This window comes from Myxococcales bacterium (assembly GCA_016706225.1).
Lineage (GTDB): Bacteria > Myxococcota_A > Polyangia > Polyangiales > Polyangiaceae > JADJKB01.
On sequence record JADJKB010000021.1, the window covers coordinates 247,669 to 270,800 of the forward strand.

The 23,132-nt window shown below is 67.0% G+C and carries 25 protein-coding genes; 15 read left to right on the forward strand and 10 right to left on the reverse strand.

What is annotated here, in order from left to right; all coding sequences use genetic code 11:
• Positions 1–72: 72 nt before the first annotated feature.
• Positions 73–2,289 (reverse strand): DUF2330 domain-containing protein, encoded by a 2,217-nt coding sequence (locus IPI67_25835; protein MBK7583601.1) that lies wholly within the window; start codon positions 2,287–2,289, stop codon positions 73–75.
• An 84-nt stretch (positions 2,290–2,373) separates the two neighbouring features.
• On the opposite strand from IPI67_25835, the gene IPI67_25840 reads away from it, so the two are divergent.
• Complete coding sequence (locus IPI67_25840; protein MBK7583602.1) at positions 2,374–3,000, forward strand: adenylate/guanylate cyclase domain-containing protein; 627 nt, start codon at positions 2,374–2,376, stop codon at positions 2,998–3,000.
• A gap of 43 nt (positions 3,001–3,043) precedes the next feature.
• Here the strand turns inward: IPI67_25840 and IPI67_25845 are convergent, their stop codons facing one another.
• The gene (locus tag IPI67_25845) at positions 3,044–3,367 is read right to left on the reverse strand and encodes a hypothetical protein (GenBank protein MBK7583603.1); all 324 of its coding nucleotides are present in this window, start codon (positions 3,365–3,367) and stop codon (positions 3,044–3,046) included.
• Positions 3,368–3,676: 309 nt separating this feature from the next.
• Here IPI67_25845 and IPI67_25850 point away from each other — a divergent pair, with 309 nt between their 5' ends.
• From IPI67_25850 to IPI67_25860, 3 genes are all read left to right on the forward strand, one after another.
• A complete protein-coding gene (locus IPI67_25850) occupies positions 3,677–4,426 on the forward strand; it encodes an SIMPL domain-containing protein (protein MBK7583604.1) in 750 nt (249 codons plus the stop codon).
• Between the two features lie 91 nt (positions 4,427–4,517).
• Positions 4,518–5,378 carry a hypothetical protein gene (locus IPI67_25855; protein MBK7583605.1) on the forward strand — a complete coding sequence of 287 codons (861 nt, stop codon included), beginning with the start codon at positions 4,518–4,520 and terminating at the stop codon, positions 5,376–5,378.
• Positions 5,375–6,463, forward strand: a complete 1,089-nt coding sequence (locus IPI67_25860; GenBank protein MBK7583606.1) for an AAA family ATPase — start codon at positions 5,375–5,377, stop codon at positions 6,461–6,463. Before IPI67_25855 ends, IPI67_25860 begins: the two co-directional genes overlap by 4 nt.
• Before the next feature lie 124 nt (positions 6,464–6,587).
• Here the strand turns inward: IPI67_25860 and IPI67_25865 are convergent, their stop codons facing one another.
• Complete coding sequence (locus tag IPI67_25865; GenBank protein MBK7583607.1) at positions 6,588–6,953, reverse strand: DUF559 domain-containing protein; 366 nt, start codon at positions 6,951–6,953, stop codon at positions 6,588–6,590.
• A 374-nt stretch (positions 6,954–7,327) separates the two neighbouring features.
• Positions 7,328–7,651 carry a DUF559 domain-containing protein gene (locus IPI67_25870; GenBank protein MBK7583608.1) on the reverse strand — a complete coding sequence of 108 codons (324 nt, stop codon included), beginning with the start codon at positions 7,649–7,651 and terminating at the stop codon, positions 7,328–7,330.
• A 125-nt stretch (positions 7,652–7,776) separates the two neighbouring features.
• Between IPI67_25870 and IPI67_25875 the strand changes: the two genes are divergently transcribed.
• The 3 genes from IPI67_25875 (at position 7,777) to IPI67_25885 (ending at position 11,433) form a co-directional block, all read left to right on the forward strand.
• Positions 7,777–10,068 (forward strand): VCBS repeat-containing protein, encoded by a 2,292-nt coding sequence (locus tag IPI67_25875; GenBank protein MBK7583609.1) that lies wholly within the window; start codon positions 7,777–7,779, stop codon positions 10,066–10,068.
• 10 nt (positions 10,069–10,078) lie between these two features.
• Positions 10,079–11,050 carry an SUMF1/EgtB/PvdO family nonheme iron enzyme gene (locus IPI67_25880; protein ID MBK7583610.1) on the forward strand — a complete coding sequence of 324 codons (972 nt, stop codon included), beginning with the start codon at positions 10,079–10,081 and terminating at the stop codon, positions 11,048–11,050.
• A 104-nt stretch (positions 11,051–11,154) separates the two neighbouring features.
• Complete coding sequence (locus tag IPI67_25885) at positions 11,155–11,433, forward strand: hypothetical protein (protein MBK7583611.1); 279 nt, start codon at positions 11,155–11,157, stop codon at positions 11,431–11,433.
• A gap of 131 nt (positions 11,434–11,564) precedes the next feature.
• On the opposite strand, the gene IPI67_25890 is transcribed toward IPI67_25885, so the two are convergent.
• A complete protein-coding gene (locus tag IPI67_25890; GenBank protein ID MBK7583612.1) occupies positions 11,565–12,425 on the reverse strand; it encodes a hypothetical protein in 861 nt (286 codons plus the stop codon).
• 636 nt (positions 12,426–13,061) lie between these two features.
• Between IPI67_25890 and IPI67_25895 the strand changes: the two genes are divergently transcribed.
• Both IPI67_25895 and IPI67_25900 read left to right on the forward strand, forming a co-directional pair.
• The gene (locus IPI67_25895; protein ID MBK7583613.1) at positions 13,062–13,598 is read left to right on the forward strand and encodes a hypothetical protein; all 537 of its coding nucleotides are present in this window, start codon (positions 13,062–13,064) and stop codon (positions 13,596–13,598) included.
• Positions 13,599–13,866: 268 nt separating this feature from the next.
• Positions 13,867–14,586 (forward strand): hypothetical protein, encoded by a 720-nt coding sequence (locus tag IPI67_25900; protein MBK7583614.1) that lies wholly within the window; start codon positions 13,867–13,869, stop codon positions 14,584–14,586.
• Between the two features lie 38 nt (positions 14,587–14,624).
• Here the strand turns inward: IPI67_25900 and IPI67_25905 are convergent, their stop codons facing one another.
• Together IPI67_25905 and IPI67_25910 are read right to left on the reverse strand one after the other, a co-directional pair.
• Positions 14,625–15,017, reverse strand: a complete 393-nt coding sequence (locus IPI67_25905) for a type II toxin-antitoxin system VapC family toxin (protein ID MBK7583615.1) — start codon at positions 15,015–15,017, stop codon at positions 14,625–14,627.
• A complete protein-coding gene (locus IPI67_25910) occupies positions 15,007–15,225 on the reverse strand; it encodes a hypothetical protein (GenBank protein ID MBK7583616.1) in 219 nt (72 codons plus the stop codon). Before IPI67_25910 ends, IPI67_25905 begins: the two co-directional genes overlap by 11 nt.
• A gap of 240 nt (positions 15,226–15,465) precedes the next feature.
• On the opposite strand from IPI67_25910, the gene IPI67_25915 reads away from it, so the two are divergent.
• From IPI67_25915 to IPI67_25925, 3 genes are all read left to right on the forward strand, one after another.
• Complete coding sequence (locus IPI67_25915) at positions 15,466–16,185, forward strand: hypothetical protein (protein MBK7583617.1); 720 nt, start codon at positions 15,466–15,468, stop codon at positions 16,183–16,185.
• 1,057 nt (positions 16,186–17,242) lie between these two features.
• Positions 17,243–17,863, forward strand: coding sequence for a hypothetical protein (locus IPI67_25920; GenBank protein ID MBK7583618.1), 621 nt, complete (start codon positions 17,243–17,245; stop codon positions 17,861–17,863).
• Positions 17,860–18,774: a hypothetical protein gene (locus tag IPI67_25925; protein MBK7583619.1), complete on the forward strand. Its 915-nt coding sequence runs from the start codon at positions 17,860–17,862 to the stop codon at positions 18,772–18,774. Before IPI67_25920 ends, IPI67_25925 begins: the two co-directional genes overlap by 4 nt.
• 248 nt (positions 18,775–19,022) lie before the next feature.
• Here the strand turns inward: IPI67_25925 and IPI67_25930 are convergent, their stop codons facing one another.
• Positions 19,023–19,385: a DUF86 domain-containing protein gene (locus tag IPI67_25930; GenBank protein MBK7583620.1), complete on the reverse strand. Its 363-nt coding sequence runs from the start codon at positions 19,383–19,385 to the stop codon at positions 19,023–19,025.
• Positions 19,375–19,668 (reverse strand): nucleotidyltransferase family protein, encoded by a 294-nt coding sequence (locus IPI67_25935; GenBank protein MBK7583621.1) that lies wholly within the window; start codon positions 19,666–19,668, stop codon positions 19,375–19,377. Before IPI67_25935 ends, IPI67_25930 begins: the two co-directional genes overlap by 11 nt.
• A 133-nt stretch (positions 19,669–19,801) precedes the next feature.
• Between IPI67_25935 and IPI67_25940 the strand changes: the two genes are divergently transcribed.
• Together IPI67_25940 and IPI67_25945 are read left to right on the forward strand one after the other, a co-directional pair.
• The gene (locus tag IPI67_25940; GenBank protein ID MBK7583622.1) at positions 19,802–20,164 is read left to right on the forward strand and encodes a hypothetical protein; all 363 of its coding nucleotides are present in this window, start codon (positions 19,802–19,804) and stop codon (positions 20,162–20,164) included.
• 338 nt (positions 20,165–20,502) lie between these two features.
• Positions 20,503–21,285, forward strand: a complete 783-nt coding sequence (locus IPI67_25945; protein MBK7583623.1) for a hypothetical protein — start codon at positions 20,503–20,505, stop codon at positions 21,283–21,285.
• 56 nt (positions 21,286–21,341) lie between these two features.
• On the opposite strand, the gene IPI67_25950 is transcribed toward IPI67_25945, so the two are convergent.
• The gene (locus tag IPI67_25950) at positions 21,342–21,803 is read right to left on the reverse strand and encodes a macro domain-containing protein (GenBank protein MBK7583624.1); all 462 of its coding nucleotides are present in this window, start codon (positions 21,801–21,803) and stop codon (positions 21,342–21,344) included.
• Positions 21,804–21,904: 101 nt separating this feature from the next.
• On the opposite strand from IPI67_25950, the gene IPI67_25955 reads away from it, so the two are divergent.
• Complete coding sequence (locus IPI67_25955) at positions 21,905–23,116, forward strand: hypothetical protein (GenBank protein MBK7583625.1); 1,212 nt, start codon at positions 21,905–21,907, stop codon at positions 23,114–23,116.
• Positions 23,117–23,132: the final 16 nt, after the last annotated feature.

The following is a 23,132-nucleotide window of genomic DNA, read 5'->3' on the forward strand; positions in this document are numbered from 1 at the left end:
GCGGAGCGTCACCCCCGGCGTGGCGCCCAGCTGATTCGCGTGGGCTCGAAGCGCGATGCCCACGAAGCCGAATCACTTCGGATTCTCGAATCCGATCGTGACTCGCACCTTGACCGCGCCCTGACCTTCCGGTCTCGGGAACGACAGGGCGCGCGTGGCGTTGCCCATGCAAATCCCCGTCGACGCAGCGACGTCCGCGGTGCTGGCGGCCATGCTGGTGACCGTACCGCTTCGCCCGATGTCGAAGCTGAGAGTCACCTGGCCCTTGTTGGCGGGGTGTTGCGCGTTGGCATAACACTGGCGGAAACGCGCGAAGTGCTGGCGCAAGATGCGATCGACCACCTCGCGCGGCAGGCCCGCCGACACAGTCGTGCTGATGCGCTTCAAGCGAAGGGAGTTCCGCGGCACACCAACACCGAGCTTCGCGTCCTTGATGCTGCGCCGGAGCGCGATCGTCTCCGGCGTCAGTGGCCCCAGCGACAGGACGCCGCGCTCGACTCCCCGACCAATGCGGGGACCGCCGCCAACGAGCACCGCCTCGACGCAGCCGAGCACGCCCTTGGGCATGGGCCCTTCGACCAGCGCGCGGGGCGCCCCCGACTCGTTGCTGTCGACGACGTAGCTCACCAGACCCTCGACGCGGGGGTCCGCCGCGCAGCGCTGCTCGATGGCACCCACATCTCGCACCGCGTTCGTCGGCTGGTGACGAGCGTGACCCATGCCGCGCTCGTCCCGGTTGGACCACACGGGGATCAACTTGTCCCCCGGATGGCCGGCGAGCAGTCCCATCACGGCCCTCTGCCGCGCCACAGCTTCGCTCGGCAGGCTGAACGCCTCGAGCACACCGGGCAGCGGTGACGTGTCTTCTGCGACGACCGCCTCGCCAGCGCTCGCGGACGGCGCCGCCGAGCCAGCCGCGACGGGCGCTGTGTTCGGCAGTGGGGTCGGCGGCTTTGCGCAACTCGCGCCGAGCACCAGCGCGAGGCCGGCACAAGCGAGCACGAGGGAGCGACGACGCAGCGCCAGCGCACCGACTGCGCCGAGCATGAGCGCACATCCGAGGCCGGGCATGCGGGGAGTCTTCGCGATGCCGCACGCGAGCCCCGAGTGCAAATCGAGGCTGAGGCTGTTTCCGAAGGGAGAGCCCGTCGCGATCGCCGGCGCCTGCTGGCGCGGCGCGGTCCACGTGGTCGGCGTGCGAGGTGCGGGAGGTGCGATGACGAGCTCTGAGGGGGGCGCTGGCGTCACCTCAGTCAGCGTGGGATCGAGCAGCACCATCAGCGGCCGGCGCTCCGTCACACACGTCGCGTCGCAGCCCTCCGCTCGGGCAGGCACCAGGATCAGATCGCCGAAACCCTGGCGTTGCCGCCCCCAATCGCCAAACGTCTGGAACTGCGCACCCGCTAACACAAACGCACCCAGGTCCGCGCCGAGCACCGAGCTGATCTCCGCCGCACCCTCATAGCGTACCCCTTCGCTCCAGGGCCGACGGATTTCCACCCGCCCTCCCCGCACGACCGGCGCGAGCGGAACGTGCACACCCTGGGTGACCAGCCACACTTGCAGCTCGCGACCGGACTGGTCCGGTGCGTCCGCCGGCTCCTCGTACGGGTAGTACGGGAGCGGAGTATCGAAGCTGAGCCGCAGTGAGCGACTCACGAGCTCCTGCTCCTCGCCGAGTTTCACTTTCTTGCCTTCGTAGCGCAGGGCAACGAAGAAGAACCCGAGCTTCACGTAGCGCTCGATCCACTTCTGCCCGGCCTCGCTGGCGCGGAACTTGTTCTTCTTGAGCCAGTCGGCCAGCGCCTTCGCGTCTGTCGCCGCGAGTACGAAGCTCGTGAAGTCCCCCACGCGCTTCTTCTCGAGCACCTGCACCGGCGCTCCGCCTCCGGAAGCAATCCCCCGTCCGACCCCTTCACCCTGACCCTTGCCACCGGGCGCACCGAAGTCGCTCTCGGGCGTGTCGAGCAGGGTGTGCGGAAAACGTCCCTGGAGAGCGTCGAACGGCGGGCTCTTCACGTCGTTCACCTCGGGTCGGGCAGGCGTCGGCACGATGAACCCGAAGGGCAGCTCACCGGTGCTGGTGAAGCGCACCTCCCTCACGAAATGTTGCCGATGGCTGGCGGCGTCCCACAAAATCAGCGTGCGCTCGTGCTCCATCCTGGGCGGCGCTTGGCTCTTCAGCTCGGCGACGAACATGCCACACGCCCGCGCGTCGCGGAGCGGCCAGAAACAGCTGACGACCAGGGCCAGGAACAGACCCAGCGTGAGGGTGCGGCGCGTGAACATGCCGCCGAGAGTAAGCGCAACTGCCGCGCGACGTCGATCACCAGCATCGACGGCTGCGCGCGGCTCGATCTACGCTGCGTGGCCATGGATGAGCAGGATCTGGGCAGAAGCGGCGCGCGACTCTGGAAATTGATCGCCGAGCGCGCGACGACCGGCGCGGACGTGGAGACCCTCGATCAGCGGATCTGGGATCTGTTCGGCGAAGACTGGACGGTCGTGTTCACGGATCTGGCCGGCTTCTCCCGCAACGTCGAGCAGTTCGGCATCATCCACTTCTTGCAGGTCATCTGGGAGCACCAGCTGCTCCTCACCCCCATCATTGCGGCTCACGACGGGCTCTTGCTCAAGACCGAAGGGGACAGCTTGATGCTGCTGTTTCGCCGACCGCGCCGGGCGCTCGACTGCGCCATCGCCATGCAGCGCGCGTGCAGTCAGGTGAGTCAGCGCCGCAAACCCGAGGACCAGATCTTGCTCTGCGTCGGCATCGGGTACGGGCGAGTGCTGCGCATCGGGGACGAGGACGTCTGGGGGCGCGAGGTCAACGCGGCCAGCAAGCTGGGTGAGGACACCGCCAAGGCCGGCGAGATCCTGGTGACGGAAGCCATGCGCAAGCAGCTCGGCGACGACCCCGCTCTCGCCTTCGAGGCGCTCGGCAGCGTGACCGCGTCGGAGCAGAACTACCGCGTCGTGTGGAAGCCCACGAACCCGTGAGGCACGACCGACACAGCGGCGCGCGCCTCACGGACCGGGAACATCACCAGCTGCAGCCGTAGCTCGCCATGGCGGTCTTGGCGGTCTCGAGGGCTTGTTTGCAGCCCGCGGCCATGCCCGCCTTCGTCGCCGGGTTCGAAGCGAGGTTCTTGTAAGTCTCACGGGTAGTCTTGAAACCCTCTTCCATCTGCGTGCGCGCGACGGCGGGGACCTTCTCCTTCAAGCACTTCTCGTACTTGGTCAGGTACTCGTCACACTCGGGCACACCGGTCTCACCCCCGGTTGCCGCAGCGGACGAAGAGCCGGAGCCTGTCTCCTCTTCCTTCTTCTTCTTGCACGCCAGAAGCGCGACCACGATCACAGCCATGCCCAATCCAACAGTCAAACGAGACGTACGCACCATGTATGAAACCCTCCGAAGCGCGGCAGCATAGACGAAAACCCGCGGCCGCATAGCCAGGTGTCGCCCCGCGCCCGAACCAAGCGGTCAGTGACCGTGCCAGCGCTTCGTCACCCGGCAAGTCGCCCACGTTTTCGGCCGGTTCGGTGTAAGGCGGACGGTGCGTCCGGAGTTCGGTCCCGGCAGGGGTGTGCACGTTCGGGGTCACCGCGCGGCAACCCGCTCGCGCCTCGTGCAACCGGAGATCTTTCGAGCGCGCGGGTCGTCACACCGAGCATGAAGAAACTCTCCTTTCTTGGTTGCTCATTCATTTCACTCGCCGCCCTGTCCGGTTGCACTCAGGCCTTGGGCCCAAGTGCATCGCCGCCAGCGGCACCCACACCGCTCGTCGTGTCCGCGCCGAGCAGCTCGGGCATCAGCGTGACCGGCCGCGGCGAAGCCAGCGCCGCCCCCGACGTCGCCTTCTTCGACGTGGGAGTCGAGGCCGACGCATCGAGCGTTGCCCGCGCGCGCACCGCTGCCGCGAAGGCGGCGGAGCAGGTCATCGGTGCGCTGAAAAGGCACGGCGTCGAGGCCAAGGACATGCAGACCTCCAGTCTCACGATTTCACCCCGCTACGACCAGGCCGCCGGACGCGAGCGCATCGTCGGTTACACGGTGACGACGAGCGTCAACGTCAAGGCTCGCAACCTCGACACGCTGGGACGGTTGATCGACGAGGCGACGGCGGCAGGCGGCAACGCCACCCGGGTCAATGGCATCCGCTTCGGCTTCGACGATCCGGCCCGCCTCCGCGACGACGCGCGCAAACAGGCGGTGGCCGACGCACGGCGTCGCGCCGAAGAGCTGGCGCGACTGAGCGGGCTCAGGCTCGGCGGCCCCGTCACCATCGAAGAGGTGGCCGTGAACGAGGCGACCTTGCCGACGATGCCGCTCGAGGGCGCCGACGTCGCACGCATGCCCATCGAGCGCGGGACCGGCAGCGTGGCCGTCGAGGTGCGCGTGCGCTGGGGCATTACCGGCTGAAGCTGCGGCGGTCCATCGACTGGCGGCGACAACGCGTCCACGGCCCGCACGGGGCTTTCCCTTGCGGGCCAGGGGTCGTAAAAAGGACGCGGTGCGGCTCCTGCGACAACCCGTCGTCTTCGTCACCGGCAAGGGCGGTGTCGGCAAGAGCAGCGTTGCGGCGGCTCTCGCCCGCGCGGAGGCGGATCGCGGCGGGCACGCCATCCTGGTCGAGTTCGAGGACGCCGCGGGGGGCAGCCGCGCGCTCGGCCACGAAGCCGACGGAGTGACCCCGCTCGTCGTCGAGTACATCGACGCCCTGGGCCACGCCATCGCGTCCATGCTCGGGAGCCGCCTGCTTGGCCGGCTGGTGGTCAAGCAGAAGACGCTCAAGCGGGTGGTCGAAGCGGTGCCTGCGGTGCGAGAGCTGGTGGCGCTCGATCGCGTGCGCTCCTTGCGGAGCGAGAGCCCTCACGCGCGGGTGTTCGTGGACTTGCCGGCGACGGGGCACGCAGTGGACTGGTTGCGCGTACCGGCGGCGGCGGAGCGTTTCCTGAAGGTCGGCCCCGCGGCGAAGATGTGCCGAGCCATTCAGGAGGAGATCTTGCCGGCCGAGTGCAGCGCGCTGGTCGTGGTCTCGACGGCGGAGCCGGTGGTGGCGTCGGAGACCCGGGAGCTGGTGCTGCGCCTGACTCAGGAGCTGTCCCGCGCGCCCGATCTGCTGGTCGTGAATCGGGTCCCCAGAAAACCCACACCGGCGGAGCTGATCCAGGTGAAGGCTGCTGCCGCGCGCGACGCGGTGTTTGCGCCCCTCACCCACGCGCTCGCCGAAGATGCGGAGCTCGGCGCCGACGCGCTGCTCGCCCTCACCGCGCTCGGCGGCATCAGCACTGCGCGCATCGTCGAGATCCCCGAGATGTTCCGCGATCCGAGCCCGCGGGAGCTCGCACGCCACCTGGAGGGGTCGACATGAGCGCCGCGCTGACGGTGGTCGTGGGTGGCGGGGGGGTCGGCAAGACGACGACCTCGGCGGCCCTCGGTCTCGCGTTCGCGCGGCAGGGTCGTCGCACGCTGGTGGTGACGGTCGACCCCGCCCGCCGCCTCGCGGACGCCCTCGGCGTTCAGATCGGCATCGAAGCCTGCCCCATTCAGGTGGACGGCACGGATCTCTGGGCGCGCATGCCGGACGCCCAGCGCTCGGTGGATCTGTTCGTGACCTGGCTCTTCGACGACCCGGCCGCGCGGGCCCGCGTGTTCGAGAACGGCATGTACCGCGAGCTGTCGAACGCGCTGTCGGGTGTGCACGAGCTGATCAGCGTGGCCTTCATCGACCACGAGCTCAACTCCGGCCGTTACGACGAAGTCGTGCTCGACACGGCTCCCTCGCGCCACGCCCTCGAGTTCCTCGACTACCCCGGACGCCTCGGCCGCATGCTGGAGGCGCGCACGCTGGAGTGGATGGTGGGCCTGGCAAAGCTCGCCGGCTCCGCCCTCGACGACCGCCCCGACGACCGCGGCTTGCTCGCCTGGGGCAAGAAGCGCGTCGGCCACCTGGTGTCCAACCTCGTCGGCGTCGTCGCGATCCGCGACATCGCGGCGCTGTTCGCGGAGTTCATGCCGGTGCGCGAGAAGTGGCTCGATCTGACCCGCCGGGTCGAGGAGCGCATCCGCATGCCGAGCACGCGCTACGTGATCGTGACGGGCCCGAGCGGCAGCTCGCTGGACGACGCTGCTTACTTGGTGGGCGAGCTCAGGGAGCGTTCGCTGGGAGCGTCGGCGGTCTTGTTGAACCGCGCGGTCAGCGAGGCGCCGGCGTGGGTGAGCGAGCTCGAAGCGCGGATCTCGAGCGAGCCTGAATTGAGCAGCGCGCTCGGCGCGTATCGCGACGAGTACGCCGCGCGCGAGGGTCAGACGGCGCGTGCTCTCGTCGAGCTCGGTCGCATGCTGGACAAGAAGACGCCGCTGTCCGCGCTGCCAACGCTGCGCACGAGTGACCCGCGGGTGATATTGGTGGCGTTGGCGGGGGAGCTGGCGGGGGCGGGGTGGGTGCGGGGGTGAGGGCACGCCCCATCTTGGGCGGTACGAGGTGATTTCGGGGACGACTTCCGCTGGGCAGGCTAATGCGCATGACGCTCATCGGATGAGCTCGTGATCGCGAGTCGCTGGCAAGTCGCCCGGGCGCTCAACCCGCGAGCGCCTCGCGCACTTTCGCCACCGCTTGGACCGGCGCGCTGAGCACGAGCTCGGCCTCGAGGCGGAGCACGCGATAACCCAGCCGCCGGAGCGCCCGCTCGCGCCGCGCGTCCGCCACACGGCGGTGGCGATGCCAGCCACCGTCGACTTCGATCACGAGCCGACACGCGGGCACCAAGAAGTCGACGACATACTGACCGAGCACCACTTGTCGCCGCACGCGCACGCCGAGCTGTTCACCGCGGAGTTTTTCCCACAGCGCAGCTTCCGAGCGAGTCGGCGCGGCCCGCATCTCGGCGGCGCGTTCCGCGAGGACTTGTTGACGACGAAGCTGAGTGATGGGGCGTGCGGACATGGGGACCTCCGAGGCCCGGCGTGGTGGGCGGGCTTCGCGACCCCTGGCGCACGATCTGTGACACGCCGCGCGCAGCGCATCCCTGTGCGCGCGCGCTGTCACGCTCGCGAGTTCGTTTCGGTTCAGCAAGCGGCTTGGCCCGAGAGCGTCCGCCGCTCGAGCGGGGCCCGCCCACCGCGCCGGGCCGAGGCACCACCAGACCGCTCGCCCCGAGCGAGCGACGGCGTCCCAGTCCGGGAACGAGCCGTCTTCCTCATTCGGGCGCAAGCCCGAATCGGGGGAAGACCGCAGGCGCGTACGAGCGCGAATCGCGAGCAGCACCTGCGAGTTGGGGCAGGAATGGTGAAGCGCGTGTTCGAGCTGATCGAGGTTCCCTAATCCGCAAGCGCCGCGCGCACCAACGCGAGCGCTTGCTCCGGTGCCCCGAGCACGAGCTCGGCGTCCAGCCGGAGCACGCGATAACCCAGCCGCCGGAGCACGCGCTCCCGCCGCGCATCGGCGGCCCGCCGCGCGGCGTGGTAGCCACCATCGACTTCGACGTCGTGCTCGCACAGAGCAGAAAACTTCCAATGCTGGGTGCGGAGGTCATCTCGGAGCCACACGCGCAAGCGTTGCGAGCGCATCCTGTTGCGGTCTTGACAGCGATCATCGCTTTGAGCACTGCGTTCGGCGATCGTGGCTGGGCGGGAGGCGCTCATGAGTCGACTCGAGGTGGACAGCAAATTGGGGGCTGCCCCCCCCCAATTTTGAGCGATTCGGCGCGCGCATCGGAGCGGCGGTCGTCGCCCTCGTTGGCGTGAGCTCGCTGAGTCAAGCTTGTTCGGTGGACGAACGGACCCTAGCGCCATCGGCTCCGGTCTCTACGACCGAGGAAGCTTTCACCAGTGTGGCGCAGGAGCGGACCATCCCGATCAAGGTCGTGCAAATCGTTCGATATCAGTCTTCAGGAGACAACCTCACCCATTCGGACCTGCAGCGGAACATTCAGGCGACGAATGAGGCGTTCAAGGCTGCAGGCGTCCAGTTCTGGCTGAAGTCGACGCAGCGATGGATTTCGCCGAGCTTCTACAACCTGGAAAACGATGCAGTTCTCACTTTTTCCTCCGTGTGGGCGGAGCTTCAGGCCGTGTTTCCTTCGATGCCTGCCAATGCCTGGGCGGCTGGCAAACCGCTGTCCAAGCGCGCATGGCTCAGGGTGGCGGCGACACGATACGCAACTCGACCGGAGCTGATCGTGTGGGTGCCGGAATTTGTCGGTGCCTTCCAGGGCTTCCATCCGGAGTGGGGAAGCGCAGCGATGATCGCTGGTCCAGGCATGCCGGCGTACAAGTTTGCGCACGAACTCGGCCACACCATGGGCCTCTCGCACTCGTTCCTCAAGCCGGGCGAGTGGGCGACCTGGAATCCAAACGCGCCTACCGGAGTCTGGCTTTTCGATCCCGCGACCCTCGCGCAGGTCAAACCGTCCGAGTACTGGGATCTCTTCTACGTGCCGGGTTCCCCCAACACGTTCTTCTCGAACGGGTCCACGATCGACTCGTGGATGTCGAGCCTCCAAGCGATAGACACTGGCTCGAACTGCACCGTTCAGGACACCGGGCAGATGTCCTGCAATGTCAACGGCACGAACTACTCTACCGGGGACTCTAGCTTGAAGGGGACCGCGTTCACGTTCGCCTCCGGCTACGGCCCGAACGTGATGAGCTACTACGCGCTCGACGACAATACCATCTCACACGCCATCAGCGATTCGCAGGTGGGGCGCGTCCGACGCTACCTCCGCTATGAGATGCCGACCGATGCAGCGTCTACCAACGACATCACGTACCTGGCGAACGGCGCGCCATTCACTCCGGCGGGCTACCGGCCGAAGTTGGGGGAGGGTCACAATCGGGAGGCGAGCTACAAGCTCGACTTCGACCATGATGGTCGCCGCGACATCGGCGTGTGGATCCCGCCGACGGATGCGTCGTCCTATGGGCAGTTCATCGTTCTGCTGAGCACGCAGGGATTCAGCCCAAGCTTGGCCATGAATGTGAGCTTCGGTCGACTCGGAGACATTCCGGTTCCAGCCGACTACAACGGCGACGGATACGCTGACGTCGCTGTGTTTCAGCCGGGGGGCGGCGTGTCCCGAAATGATCCGGCCAGCCCGACAGGCATCTGGCGCTGGTGCAACTCCCTGGCGTCGAGTCCGCGACTAACAACCTGTTCGCACGACGGCGCGTGGCCCTCGCCCTTCTTGTTCGGTACCCGCGACTCCACGCCAATGCCTGGGCTCGACTTCGACGGGGATCCGGCGACATCGGAGCTCGCGTACTACCGGATGGACGCGCCGGGCGAGTGGACCTGGCGGGTCATCGGCAGCTTCACCCAAACCACGCGGCTCATGGGCGGGTCGGGGATGGTCCCCTTGCCCGGCCACTACGACTTCGATTGGAAGACGGACCTCGCCGTCTACAACCCGGCAGACGCTTGCTTCTACATGGCGCGTTCGCAGTTCGATTGGTCGACGAGCAATCTGGTTTGGTCCTGCTTCGGGAGCCAATACGCGGCGCAGGTGAACACCACGCCGGGCAGTGGAGCCGCATGGGCTCGGAGCGGCTCGATTCCGCTGTCGGGGATTTCGAGGTCCACGCTCGTTTGCCAGGGCGTAAGCTGTTGGTACGAGCCGCGCCGCGTCTTTTCCCTGTGGTCCGTCGACAACTCGATGTGGGTGACCAAGTGGGACATCTTCTCCAGCAGCAGCCCCAACACCTGTTGGTGGGGCGTGGATTACGACATTCCCGTCGTCAATGTCGATCGAGACCTGGACCTCTATACCGACATGGTGATCTTCAGGGCCAACAGTTTCTCTGACCCAGGTTGGCTCTGCATCAGGGATGCCGTCGGCGGCAACCCCGCGTGCAACGGGCCATCGAGCTGCCAGTCCTTCGCCACGCTGAATCGGCCGCGCACCATGGTCTTCGGCGTTGCCGACATGACCGGCGACGGCAAGTCCGAGATTCTGGTCGTCGATCCGGACTCGATGACCATCCACTGGCTCACATCGGAGTCTGGCTACACAACCCATGAGTCACGATCGATAGGGACGCAGCGCGGCGTGGTGCTGTGAGGAGGTTTTGATGACGAACGACACCAGCTCGAAGCTGACCACCCTCACGGCCCTCCTGCTCGCGGGGTTCGGTGGGTTCAGCGGGTTCAGCGGATGCGACAAGAGCGCGTCCGAAACGCCGCAGCCGGAACCAATCAAGGATGCCCAGGCGGAAACGCTACCAGATGGGTTCACGGACGCGCCGGCTGACGTACCTGTCGACGCACCCACCGACGCCCCGCCTGGCAAGTGCGCGGAGGGCCTCCGTCCACCCAAGCTCGTCCACCTCACGGCCACGAACGGTACCGGGTACTGCATGGATCAGCGGGAGGTGACCGCGCGCGAGTATCAAGAGTTCATGCAGGCCAAGAACGGCGACACCAGCGGCCAGATCGCGACGTGCGCGTGGAACAAGGAGTGGATGGGTCCGCTCACCCTACCCGATGCGTGGGAGATCATGCCGTACGAGTGCGAGGGCAGAGGCTACGATCCGGAAAACTACCCGAACCGCGCTGTCGGGTGCGTGGACTGGTGTGACGCGCACGCCTACTGCGCTTGGGCCGGAAAGCGCCTGTGCGGCAAGGTCGGGGGCGGAGCAGGGAGCCTCGAGATCATCGATGACGCCGCGCAAAGTGAATGGGCAAACGCTTGCACTCAAGGCGGCAAGACCAAGTACCCCTGGGGCGACACCTACGTCGCGGGACGTTGTGTCGACAACACTGCGATCAAGAAAGCAGGGGTGGCCGCGCGCGATATCGCGGACGTCGACAGTAGCGACTGCCACGGGGCGGACCCGGGCTTTGACCAGGTGTACGACTTGATTGGCAGTGTTCAGGAGTGGGGGGCGGAATGCCTACCGTCGGGACAGGGCTGCGCACTTCACGGATACGGCTCCATGACGAGCTCTGGTGGCCCAGCAGTGAGCTGCTCTGCTGCGTCACCCGCGGTGAGCATGAGGCACTTCGAGCTCGGCTTCCGCTGCTGTGCGGATGAAGCGAAGTAACCAGTAAGCCAGAATGAGCTCGTGGTCGCGAGTCGGCGGCAACGCGCCCGGGCGCGGCGTACCTCGTCGGCGAGCTGCGAGAGCGCTCGCTCGGAGCCGCCGCGGTGCTTCTCAACCGCGCCGTCGGCGAGGCGCCAGCGTGGTTGAACGAAACGGAAGCGAAGATCGCTTCGGAGCCCGAGCTCGCGAGCGCGCTCGGCGCGTATCGCGACGAGTACACGGCGCGCGAAGGCCAGACGCGGCGCGCGATCGAAGCGCTGCGGGGCATGGTGGACAAGAAGACGCCGCTGGCGGCGTTGCAGACGCTGCGGACCGGTGATCCGCGGGTGATATTGGTGGCGTTGGCGGGGGAGCTGGCGGGTGCGTCGTGGGTGCGGGGGTGAGCATCGCCGCACCCGCAGGGCTTCAGTCGGGAGGCAGGCCCGGACCGAGCGCGTCGAGCCGAGTTCGTGCGACCGTGTAGACCAACTTCGCGTTGGGAGCGCTGATCACCGCGACGGTGGCGAAGACCTCGTCACAAGTGATCCCGATCGCCTTCTGCCAATGCCACCCCGTCCCGTCGGGCGCTGCCAGATTGTTGGGCAAGATCCACGATACGCCATCCGACAACCGCGTGGGGGAACGGAAGGACTGTGAAGTCTGCCTTGCGAAGAACCCCGTCAACGAAAGTGGTCGGTGCTCCCTTCGCCATCCCGTAGCAGGTCACCTTCGTGTTGTAGAACTCACTCGTCGCTTTGCGGGTGATGGGTCGTGCGTGGAAGATGTCGCCGCCGACTATGAACGTGGTCGCAGTCTCGATGAGCGCGATGTCCGAGCCGTCGGCATTCTCGCCGCTACTTGGACAGTCCTTCGGGCATGCGGCAATTTCGGCTGTCTCGCAAATCTTGTTCCCACACGTCGAAGCGCAATCCTTCGAACAGGACGTCGGGCTTTCGGTAATCGCACAAGAACCGTCGCCGCAGACGATCGTTCCCCTGAACTTTGGATGCAGTTTCTCGCCGCAAGCCGTGCCACAAGATATCCACGCAGTCGTGCTTCCTCCCGCGTCCGCGGGCGCAGGCATGGTGATGCGAAGGAATTTGGGTACGGTCGGGCTACATTGGTACTTGGCATACTCGTAGTCCGCGGCGTGCCCTGCCGTTAGAACCGTTGTCGCCGTGATGAGGACGCCGGTGTTCGATGCGCAGGCGACGAGGTCGTTTTGGTTCTCGACCCACTCGAGGTGGACGATCCCGACTTGGCTCGCGTCCGCGATGACCGTGCCGCCATATAGGGCGGACCTCGAACGAGATTCACTCTCGCCACCTTTGGACGCACTGCAAGACACTACCCACACGCCCAGGAACGCCAGCGCCAATGCCAGAAGCTTCCCCATGATTGGATGATTGATTTTTTTCTTTCTCCCTCGTCAAGCTACGCTTCGCGTGTGTGGCCGCGCGCACTCTTGGTGATGTTGCTCGCCCGGCTGGCCGTTGGTTGCCGAACGGGCGAGACGGTGCCTAGCTCGCCTCACGCACCGGCGCCGAGCGCGCCCCCGCCCGCGCCGGCTCCCCAGGTGGTGACGCCTGCAGCTAGGCCTGAGTGCCCCCGCAGCCCGATTGCCACTTTTGGGTACACGCTCGAAGAGCTGGCTCTTCCGGACGCCACCGCAGTGAAGGCTATCGCGATACACGCCGGTCGCGCGTGGCTCCTGACGCCCGACACATTGATGGAACACGACGGGAAGCGCGTTGTTCGCGAGACGGCGTTGTGTGGCGGTGTAATCAATGGGGCCGACCGCGGGGGGGACGGCCCGCATGCGCCGATCGAGCCAGCACCGCTCGCGGGCTACCGCTACATCGCAGCGGACGCTCGCGGCGCCCTGGCCCTCGGGACCAGCGGAACGCGCCTTCTGGTTTCGCGGGTGGACACGGACGGGCAGCTCCATTGTCCGGAGAGTGCGGGCATTTATCCCGTGAGCCCGATTTCCGAAGACGGAGTGTGGCTCGCTCGCACAGGGACGGGCGCAGAAGTGCAAGACGAGTCGGGATGGAGAAGCGAGGCGGTCGAGCTCGAGCGCGACGCCATTGTCAGTGGCATCGCCCGCCGGAGTCACGCCCTGCTAACTGTGATGCGTCCCAAGACCTGGAGCGTCCATGCGTTCAATGGGCGCTCGTGGCGTCGGACCCTTCTGCCTGCTGGTTTCCTCCACGCTTGGATGTCGAAGTTCGGAATCGTGCTTGGTTACTCGATCCCTCCGATTGTTCTTGGGGTGAACACGAGCGCTCCGTGCGAGTTGGTTGCGCGGATCGAGAATCAGAGCACGACCTACATCCCGCTGCCGATCGAATTCCGTCCCAACGCCATAGTTGGACTGCGGGAATCCGACCTCTGGTTCACCGGGCACCGGACCACTTTCCATTGGGACGGCGTGACTTGGCGCGAGGCGGCCCCCGAGCTTGGCTCTGTGGGTGCTGTGGTCGACGAAGATGGCGCCCTCTGGTTCGTCGGAGCACGCAGCGCCACCGGGTGGCCACACACCGCACTGTACCGTGTGCGCCGCAAGTGAGCGAGCCGCGAACTTCACACCGCCACCGAGCCACCGAACGTCGGCTCTGCCACTGTCCCGCGATGCTCGAAACCCTCGGTGCGACTGCCCGCTCCACTCAAGGCTGAAGTTCCCCCGGTGTTGTTCCGGTCTTGTGGACTTGCGGTGGGACGCTTCCCCGTCTTCCCCATTCGGGCGCAGCCCGAATCGGGGGAAGACCGACGCCGCGCAGCGGCGGCGAGTTGGGGCAACCCTGCACGAGCTCAACTCCGGCCGTTACGACGAAGTCGTGCTCGACACGGCTCCCTCGCGCCACGCCCTCGAGTTCCTCGACTACCCCGGACGCCTCGGCCGCATGCTGGAGGCGCGCACGCTGGAGTGGATGGTGGGCCTGGCAAAGCTCGCCGGCTCCGCCCTCGACGACCGCCCCGACGACCGACGCGCTTCGAGACACCCGAAGGGGTGCGGCTTGCTCGCCTGGGGCAAGAAGCGCGTCGGCCACCTGGTGTCCAACCTCGTCGGCGTCGTCGCGATCCGCGACATCGCGGCGCTGTTCGCGGAGTTCATGCCGGTGCGCGAGAAGTGGCTCGATCTGACCCGCCGGGTCGAGGAGCGCATCCGCATGCCGAGCACGCGCTACGTGATCGTGACGGGCCCGAGCGGCAGCTCGCTGGATGATGCGGCGTATTTGGTTGGCGAGCTGCGGGAGCGTTCGCTGGGAGCGTCGGCGGTCTTGTTGAACCGCGCGGTCAGCGAGGCGCCTGCGTGGGTCAGCGAGCTCGAGGCGCGGATCTCGAGCGAGCCCGACCTGGCCGGCGCGCTCGGCGCGTATCGCGACGAGTACACCGCGCGCGAAGGCCAGACCGAGCGCGCGCTCGGAGAGCTCGGCGGCATGGTGGACAGGAAGACGCCACGCCTGGCCCTGCCCAGCCTGCGCACCAGCGATCCGCGCGAGATCTTGGTCGCGCTCGCGGGAGAGCTGGCGGGATCGGCGCTGGTGCGGGGATAGGCGGCGACACGTTCGCGGTACGAACGCGGCGCGCAACGTCAGTCCCAGGCAACGAGTGTAAGTCCGTCGACTTCTTTGAAGTGAGCGTCGTGGGTCAGCACACTCGCCCCGTGCACGAGCGCTGTGGCGCAGATCCAGATGTCGTTCTCTGGAATTGGCCGGCCCCTTTGCTTCAGAAGGAGCCGGACTCGCCCGTACGAAGCCACCACGGCTTCGTCGATTGGCACGAACCGGCACTCGCGTCGCAACTCCGTGAGCTTGACGATGTTGTCATCGGGGGACCGCGAGTTCAGAGCGCCATAGGTGAGCTCCCCGAGCACGATGGCTGAAAGCAGGACTTCGTCGGCGAAGTCCAGGATCTCACCGACTGTACTGTCTCCACCCATGAGGGCGATGAACGCATTGGTGTCTGGAAGTACGCTACCAGGCACGCTCGTCGATCCGTTCGCAATCCTCCACCGCACGCATCATCGATTCGGCATCCTCGCTGGAGATGCATCCGGCGAAGGCCCGGAACCGTCGCTTGAGCGTGGACGCATCCGAGGCGAGCTCGTCCACCAGGTCTTTGACCCGTTCGAGCTGCTTTGGCGGAAGCCTCCGCAGCCTTTCCACCAGCGCGTCCAGGTCCGTAGCTGCCACGACTCAAACGTACGCGCGCCGGGGTTCGCCGGCAAGGTGGCACGGCATCCTCGGAACGGCTGACAGGCTCGGAGGGACGCGTCCCCTCCGGCCGCGTGAGCGCGAGCCGCGGCACGACGCTCGAAGTCTCGTCGAGGCGCTGCGGCTCGCGCTCACCGGCTAAGGAGGGGACCGCGGAGCGAAGCGACGCGAGGGGAGGCAACCCTGCACGAGCTCCACTCCGGCCGCTACGACGAAGTCGTGCTCGACACGGCTCCCTCGCGCCACGCCCTCGAGTTCCTCGACTACCCGGGACGCCTCGGCCGCATGCTCGAGGCGCGCACGCTGGAGTGGATGGTGGGCCTGGCAAAGCTCGCCGGCTCCGCGCTCGACGACCGCCCGGACGACCGACGCGCTTCGAGACACCCGAAGGGGTGCGGTCTGCTCGCCTGGGGCAAGAAGCGCGTCGGCCACCTGGTGTCCAACTTGGTGGGCGTCGTCGCCATCCGAGACATCGCGGCGCTGTTCGCGGAGTTCATGCCGGTTCGCGAGAAGTGGCTCGATCTGACCCGCCGGGTCGAAGAGCGCATCCGCATGCCGAGCACGCGCTACGTGATCGTGACCGGCCCGAGCGGCAGCTCGCTGGACGATGCTGCGTATTTGGTGGGCGAGCTGCGGGAGCGTTCGCTGGGAGCGTCGGCGGTCTTGTTGAATCGCGCGGTCAGCGAGGCGCCTGCGTGGGTCAGCGAGCTCGAGGCGCGGATCTCGAGCGAGCCCGACCTGGCCGGCGCGCTCGGCGCGTATCGCAACGAGTACACCGCGCGCGAAGGCCAGACGCGCCGCGCGCTCGAAGCGCTGCGCGGCATGGTCGACAAGAAGACGCCGCTGGCCGCGCTGCCGACGCTGCGCACGAACGACCCGCGGGTGATCTTGGTGGCGCTGGCGGGGGAGCTGGCGGGGGCGGGGTGGGTGCGGGGGTAGCTCAGCCCCGGGAACTCTCCGCCCGCCCGTCGACTTCATTGGAGGGAGAATCTCGCGTCAGGGCGCTCGCTCGGTTAGCAAGGGCGGAGGGCAGCGATCGAAGTGGAAGCGGCGGCGCCGAGTGTGCGCGGAAGCCCACATTGCGGCGCTCGACTCGCATATCTAGACTCAGCTGCGTGATGGGGTCGAGGAGTCAGAGTCATCGCGCGCGCATCGCGGTAACGTTGGGTTTGACTCTCGGGCTCGCGCCTCCGTTGGCACACGCCTTGCTCCCCCCCGGACGCTGATCGGCTGGGGGATGACGTGCGCATGCTGGATTGGGATCGGCCGTTTCCGATCCCGGGGCTGAGCCGCTCCGCGCGAGCCATCATCGGCGCCTCTCGGATGGGCAGAGGCCAGGGCGTCGCCCTGCAGAAAGCGTTCGCCGAGCGGGCCACGAAGCTCACCGCGCTGGCGCAGTCCGCCGACATCAGCAACCTGCTGGGCGTTCGACCCGGTCGAGACCTCCTCGAACCGATGCCTGGGCGCGTGGACGCCGACAGCACGGCATTTCAGCAGAAGCTCGTCCTTTCGCGCGGTGAGCCCGCGGTCCCCGTCGAGTTGGCGCGGGTGAGTTTCTACATGGGGGCCGACGGGGTTTCCATCAGCGCCATCACCAGCGGTTTCCAACCCGACATGGCGCCGGCGCCCGCCCTCGTGCCTCCAGCAGAAGCTGTCGCGATCGCGCGCGAAGCGCTGCTCGCGCGCGGTGCGCCACCGCTCGAGCTAGTCTACGACCCGCCACAGCTCGTCGTGCGGCGTGCGCCGTTCCCTGGCGGCGGAGCGCGTCCCTCGAGCATGGTGCGCAGAGTGAACGACCACGGTTACTACCCGGTCACGTTCCGCGATCCCGGCCTTCCCGAAATGGCCGACGTGGTCGTCAACGTCGGGGGTTTGACAGGTGCGGTCGAGCGAGTCTTCCCGCTCAACTCGCATCAGGTCGGGCGCGCGAACTGGTCCGATTTTCTGAATCAGCAGGTGACGCTCAACCCGCCGGTGCTGGCCGACATCTCGAATCTTGTCTTCCCTGATCGACGTGCTGGCAGCGGGTGCCGGTCAGCTGGCGAAGAACCGCTGGTTTCTGCCTCAAAATGCGACCTCGGAAAAGGTCCGCCGGGCCTTCGCGGAGTACGGGTTCGGGCGGGGCAGCGAGGGGAGCGAAGCGCACGGCCACCTGGAAATCATCAACAAGCAGACGAAGAGTGAGAACCTGATCGCGACCGGGCTGACCTACTACCGACCGATCACCGGCAAGCTCTGCTGCTCGGAGGAGGACTTCTTCGTCATCAACGAAGAGGCGCGCCAGGGCGACAGCGTGGAGTACGAAATCGTCCCACCAAAGGGCGTGAAAATTGAAGTCCGCCTCTACGACGAGCAACCCTGTCCCTTCCAGGAGCCCACGACCATCCAGTACTGCGCCAAGGATCATCAGTTGTATCCGCCAGTGAGCGGACCGAACTACGACACCCCCGAGGGGTTCGACCCGCCGGCGAAGGCGATCGCGCTCTTCCCCACGAAATCAGGGTTCTGGCCCATCTACGTCGGGGTACGGCTCAAGCAGCCACCGTCGACATCGGGCAATGTCGCGTACTCGCTCACCGTCAAGATCATCCGCGGTTCAGGTTCGGTGTACCCATGACCAAACCATACAGAGCTTCGCTTTGCGCGCTGCTCGTCGCTCTCGCGCTGGGAGGGGCGTCCAGCTGCGGTCGTACGGTGCCCGGCGATCAGCCGGGGACGGATGGAGGTCGATTCGACGCAGCGCCTCCTCCCGCGCCGGAGTATCCGCGGGTCTCGGTCGGCGGGCAGACCTCTTGCTCGATCGACCGCACGGGTCACCTTGCGTGCTGGGGCGCATTCTCCGGGACGTTGCTCAAACCTCCGGACGGGGTCTGGGCGGATGTGAGTTTCAGCGGTTTGGCGGGGTGCGCGGTCTCGCCATTGGGAACGCTCGGGTGCTGGGGCAGCAGCCCTGGATTAGCAAGCGCGTGGGAAGTTCCCGATGCACTCTTCAAGAAGGTCTCCGCATCGAGCCACGCCTGCGGCGTCACGCTCGACGACAAGCTCCTATGCTGGGGAAATTCACTTCACGCCGCCACGGACGCGCCGCCTGGAAGATTCAAGGATGTCGCAGCAGGTAGTCATCATAGCTGCGCGCTTCGCACCGACGGTACGGCCATCTGCTGGGGCCTGAACCTCGGCGGCCAGGCCAACGCGCCGGAGGGGACGTTCAGGTCGATCTCCGCCGGCAACTACATCTCCTGTGCGCTTCGGCCCGACAGCACCGTGCAGTGCTGGGGAGAGACCGAAGGCTTCTCGCCTCCAACAGGGATGGACGCCACGTACGTTTCCGCGGGCGGGCGGGGCGTCTGCATCATCCGCAGGACGGGCTCCATCAACTGCTTCGGCGACGAGACCACGCTGCACCCGCCGGAAGGTCAATTCGCGCAGCTCTCACTTGGCGATCAGCACGGCTGCGCGGTGCGCGTCGACGGCAAGATCCTGTGTTGGGGCTCGAACAGCGACGGGCAGTCGACGCCCCCGCCCTGAGCTCGGCATGGCTTCCAAGCCCGAAGGGCGACCGCCGCCCGCGAAGAGCTCATCGACGCGGGCGTTGAGATTCTCGACGCCGGAGTCCATGTAGACCTCGGCTTTCGTCGAGCGCTCCTGGTTGCCCGCCGCCCTGATGAGCACGTCACGGGTGTTCATCGGGTCGATTCGGGCGGCCCACCCACATCGCGGCGGCGCGTTCTCCGTGCTTCGGCTCTCACTCGAGAGGCCGGTCGCACGGCGCAGATTCAGGCGCCATCTGCGCTACCACTCCCGAGCTCGAGCAGAAGCCTCTCGAGTGAGCCTTGCAGGCTCGGGACTTTGACCAGCGCCGCATCGCAAACGATGTCGAGATCCACCCCAAAGTAGTCGTGGATCACCACGTCGCGCATCCCCGCGATCTCCCGCCAAGGAACGTCCGCCGTAAGTGCGCGAACGGAGTCCGACACACGCTTCGCGGCCTCTCCGAGGACCGTGAGGTTCCGACGAACGGCATCGACGGTCTTGCGGTCGCCTCGGAGCGCAGCTGCATCGATCCCCGATGTGTAGTCTTGAATGCGCGCGCACGCCTCGACCATGTCGGCGATGCACGACCCCTCGTCACGCGACACGACGAGCCTCGGCCTCGATGCGCTCGCGCAGCCGGGGCTTGAGCGCGGCCCGGGTCACGAGATCAATCCGGACCCCAAGGCTCTCCTCGAGGAAGAGCTTGAGACCCATGAATCCGTCGAACGTGGCGGGACCGACAAAATCGACGAGCACGTCCATGTCGCTCGTCTCCAGCGCTTCACCACGAGCCACCGAACCGAACACGGCGAGGTCCAGCACGCCGAAGCGCGTACGTGCAGTCGGCAGCAGCTCGGAAAGGCGCTGGAAGGCAACGTCTCGGTCCACGCGATGAGTATACCGTGTCGTTTGCCTCGCGTCCCCCCTGCCGCGTGAGCTGCGTGAGCTGCGGGCGCCACACCGTACGAGCACATCAGTCTCGGAACGACGCTCGTCTTCCCCATTCGGGCAAAGCCCGAATATGGGGAAGACCGACGCCACGAAGCGGCGGCGGGTTGGGGCAACCCTAGGGGAGCTCAGGGAGCGTTCGCTGGAAGCGTCGGCGGTCTTGCTGAACCGCGCGGTCAGTGAGGCGCCCACGTGGGTCGGCGAGCTCGAGGCGCGGATCGCGAGCGAGCCCGACCTGGCCGGCGCGCTCGGCGCCTATCGCAACGCGTACACCGCGCGCGAAGGCCAGACGCGCCGCGCGCTCGAAGCGCTGCGCGGCATGGTCGACAAGAAGACGCCGCTGGCCGCGCTGCCCACGGTGCGCACGAGTGATCCGCGGGTGACCTTGGTGGCGTTGGCGGGGGAGCTGGCGGGGGCGGGGTGGGTGCGGGGGTGAGAGGGCTGCCAGAGCCCGGGGGGGGGACTGGCGGTTGCAGTGTCGAGCTGGCACCGCTTTGCCGGTGGCGAGGTCCGGCGTGGGCGCGGCATTGGGGGGGCCTCGTCTCCAGGATACTTGGCATGACAAGCTCTTCGCGGCTCGAGGGTCGGCGCTTTCGGCGTCGTTCATGTTCCCCACGAGCTCCCCGCCCGCTTCGGGTCTGACGATGGGCGGCTCGGGCGCGACGGGTCCACTGCCGCCAAGGGCGGACCCTAGTCAGGCACGCGGACGCCAGGGCGACTTCGTTGGCAGCGGGGGAGTTGAAGCTTCCTACCGTGAGGGCTTACCCTGGTCCGATGAACCCACTCGCGCGTTCGATCGCCGGCTCGTGTTTGTTGCTCGCCGCGGCCTCGGGCCAGAGCTGCGGTGGCGGTGACAGCGACGGAACGGCGGGACCTGCCGGTGGCGTGGTCGGGACGGGCGCGTCCAGCGGGGGCAAGCCCAGCACCGGGGGCAGTGGCGGAAGCGGAGGCTCGCTGCTCATCGACGCCTCGCCCCCGAGCGATGGGCCGCCGCCCGACGGCAAGCCCGTGGCGGTGAACCTGATCCCGAACGGCGACTTCACGCAGGGCAACACGCTCTTCGGCTCGGACTACGCCTACGCCACGACCAACACGATGGAGGGCCAGTACACCGTCGGCACCAACGCCCAAGCCTTCAATGGCCTGCTCGTCACTGCCGGCGACCACACCACCGGAAGCGGCCTGATGTTCATCGGCAACGGCAAGGCCACGCCAGACCGCGTCTGGTTCACGACTTCGCCCATCGCCGTGCAGCCGAACACGAACTACTACTTCGAAGCCTTCGTGATGAACCTCTGCTGCGCCTCGGGCCTCGGCAACGGTGTCGACCCAGTCGGCCCGTCAGAGCTCTCGTTCTACGCGAACGATCAGCCGCTCGGCACTCGGACCTCGTCGAAGCTCGGCGTCTGGGAAGGCCTCACGACGAGCTGGAGCTCTGGATCGGCGACCTCCGTCACGCTCAAGCTCGTGAACGCGAACACGGTGGCTGCGGGCAACGACTTCGCAGCAGATGACATCTACCTCGGCATCGTGTCCACGGTTCAACCGCCGAAGTGACCGCTCACTGCTGTCGCCAAACTCGCGACTGTAGCAGCGCACGCCGACTCGCCGGGTCAACTCACCGGTGCCCGCTCGAACTGCTCGAACACCACGAGTGTGACGGCCGTCTCCTGCCCCATCTCGCTGAGCACCTTCTTCACGCGCGGCCAGTCCAAACCTCCCAGCCCCGTCCCGATGCGGGGCAACCCGATGCGCTCGATGCCGGAGCCCGGAGCGAGCTCGATCATCTTGCGCAGCGCTTGCACGAGCGCCGCCAGCTTGGCCTTCTTCTTCCAGTGCTCCTGGATACACAGGTTGAAGATGGTCTCGTCACCCTCGATCCAGACGAACACGTCGCCGAGATGAAAACGCCCATCGCTGCAGCGCAGCTGGTACTCCTCGAACATGCGCGGCCACTTGCGCTTGAATACCCCACCGACGCCGCTGTCCATCACGCCCGCGCCGTTGCAACCCTGGGCGTAGGCAGACAACCCGTCGGTCGCGAACAGATCCCCTTTGGTGAAGACGGTGGGCATGGCGCCGCAAGGTACGCCAAGGACGCGCCGTCCGCCCATCAATCCTGCCGTTCGGAGCAACTCGGCAGCGTGCGACGGCCAGTCCGCGTTATCCTCGCGGTGTGAAACCCGGGTTGCCCATCGCGGCGCTGTGTGCAGCGCTGAGCCACGCCGGTTGCGCGTCCGACGATGCGACCCAGGTCGTCGGCGGCTCCGGCGCGTCCACCGGCGCCGGGGGCGGAGCAGGCGGAGTCGTGGGGGACGGCGGCTGGCCCGACGCCGCCGCGGGCGCGAACAGCGGTGGCAGCCCGAGTGGCGGAACGAGCAGTGGCGGAACGAGTAGCGGCGGAGCGGGTGGCACGACGGCGGGCGGGGCCTGCACGAACCTGTCGGCGTGGAAATCCAGCGCGGCTTTCGCGGACGCGGCACACGTGTCCCACCCACTGCCGTCCTTCGGTGTCGCCGGCTTCTTCTACGTGCACACCATGGACTCCTCCGCCGGAGAGCGAGTGCTCTACTCCGCCAAGCAAACGAGCGACGGCAGCCTGAGCGCATTTCAGCTCGCCTCCGCTGATCACGGTGGCGGCCCGCACGGCTTCACGGCCGTCGTGGTCGGCACGGAGCCCTACCACTTCCGCAACGGCCACATCGCCCGCTACCCGCTGGACTCCAACGGCAAGATGACCGGCGACGTCGTGCTGAAAGAGGCGAATCCAGACACCGCCTTTGGTGGCAACCGCTACGTCTGGGACAGCGCGGTGTTTGCGGCGTTCTCAGGCGGCGGCTCGACCGTGATCCATCTCGGCGGTTTCAGCTTCACGGGTTACACCTACAAACCCAACGTCTACCGGAGCGCTGTCCCGCTCCAGCCAACGTTCACCTCGACCGGCGTCAACCACCCCGCGACGCGCCCGGGTCGCGCTCAGTTTTGGTCTCCTCCCGGTGCCAACTACGGCTACGTCTTCAGCGGGGAGGGCGGCGGCTCGAAGTACTGGCGAGCGAAGGTGGTCGCGGGCGGAGCCTTCGAACCCTGGACCGAGCTTGGCACACTGCCCAGCGGCACGGACAACGAGCGAGGCGACTGGTTCGTCATCGACGGCACGCTGTTCGTGATCCGCGGTGCCAAGGTGTTCGGTGCAAGGATCGACGCACAGGGTACGCTCGCGCCGTTCCAGGCGCAGCCGCCGCTGCCCGATGCCCAGATCGACATCAGCTGGGGCCAGGATCACCTGGAGGGAGCGTCGTACGCGGTACTCGGAGACTACGTGTACGTGACCGGCAAGAAGACCGTCTTGTACTCACACATCCTGCGCAACCAGCCCTGCCCCCCGTGAGCTCGCACGCGCCGCT

Bases quoted from the DNA above. Each gene is read 5' to 3' on its own strand.
- IPI67_25860 (MBK7583606.1), top strand. From the start codon at position 5,375: ATGAGCGCCGCGCTGACGGTGGTCGTGGGTGGCGGGGGGGTCGGCAAG.
- IPI67_25950 (MBK7583624.1), bottom strand. From the start codon at position 21,803: ATGCCCACCGTCTTCACCAAAGGGGATCTGTTCGCGACCGACGGGTTG.
- IPI67_25940 (MBK7583622.1), top strand. From the start codon at position 19,802: ATGGGGAAGACCGACGCCACGAAGCGGCGGCGGGTTGGGGCAACCCTA.
- IPI67_25925 (MBK7583619.1), top strand. From the start codon at position 17,860: ATGACCAAACCATACAGAGCTTCGCTTTGCGCGCTGCTCGTCGCTCTC.
- IPI67_25845 (MBK7583603.1), bottom strand. From the start codon at position 3,367: ATGGCTGTGATCGTGGTCGCGCTTCTGGCGTGCAAGAAGAAGAAGGAA.
- IPI67_25880 (MBK7583610.1), top strand. From the start codon at position 10,079: ATGACGAACGACACCAGCTCGAAGCTGACCACCCTCACGGCCCTCCTG.
- IPI67_25890 (MBK7583612.1), bottom strand. From the start codon at position 12,425: ATGGGGAAGCTTCTGGCATTGGCGCTGGCGTTCCTGGGCGTGTGGGTA.
- IPI67_25835 (MBK7583601.1), bottom strand. From the start codon at position 2,289: ATGTTCACGCGCCGCACCCTCACGCTGGGTCTGTTCCTGGCCCTGGTC.
- IPI67_25850 (MBK7583604.1), top strand. From the start codon at position 3,677: ATGAAGAAACTCTCCTTTCTTGGTTGCTCATTCATTTCACTCGCCGCC.
- IPI67_25870 (MBK7583608.1), bottom strand. From the start codon at position 7,651: ATGAGCGCCTCCCGCCCAGCCACGATCGCCGAACGCAGTGCTCAAAGC.
- IPI67_25840 (MBK7583602.1), top strand. From the start codon at position 2,374: ATGGATGAGCAGGATCTGGGCAGAAGCGGCGCGCGACTCTGGAAATTG.
- IPI67_25865 (MBK7583607.1), bottom strand. From the start codon at position 6,953: ATGTCCGCACGCCCCATCACTCAGCTTCGTCGTCAACAAGTCCTCGCG.
- IPI67_25945 (MBK7583623.1), top strand. From the start codon at position 20,503: ATGAACCCACTCGCGCGTTCGATCGCCGGCTCGTGTTTGTTGCTCGCC.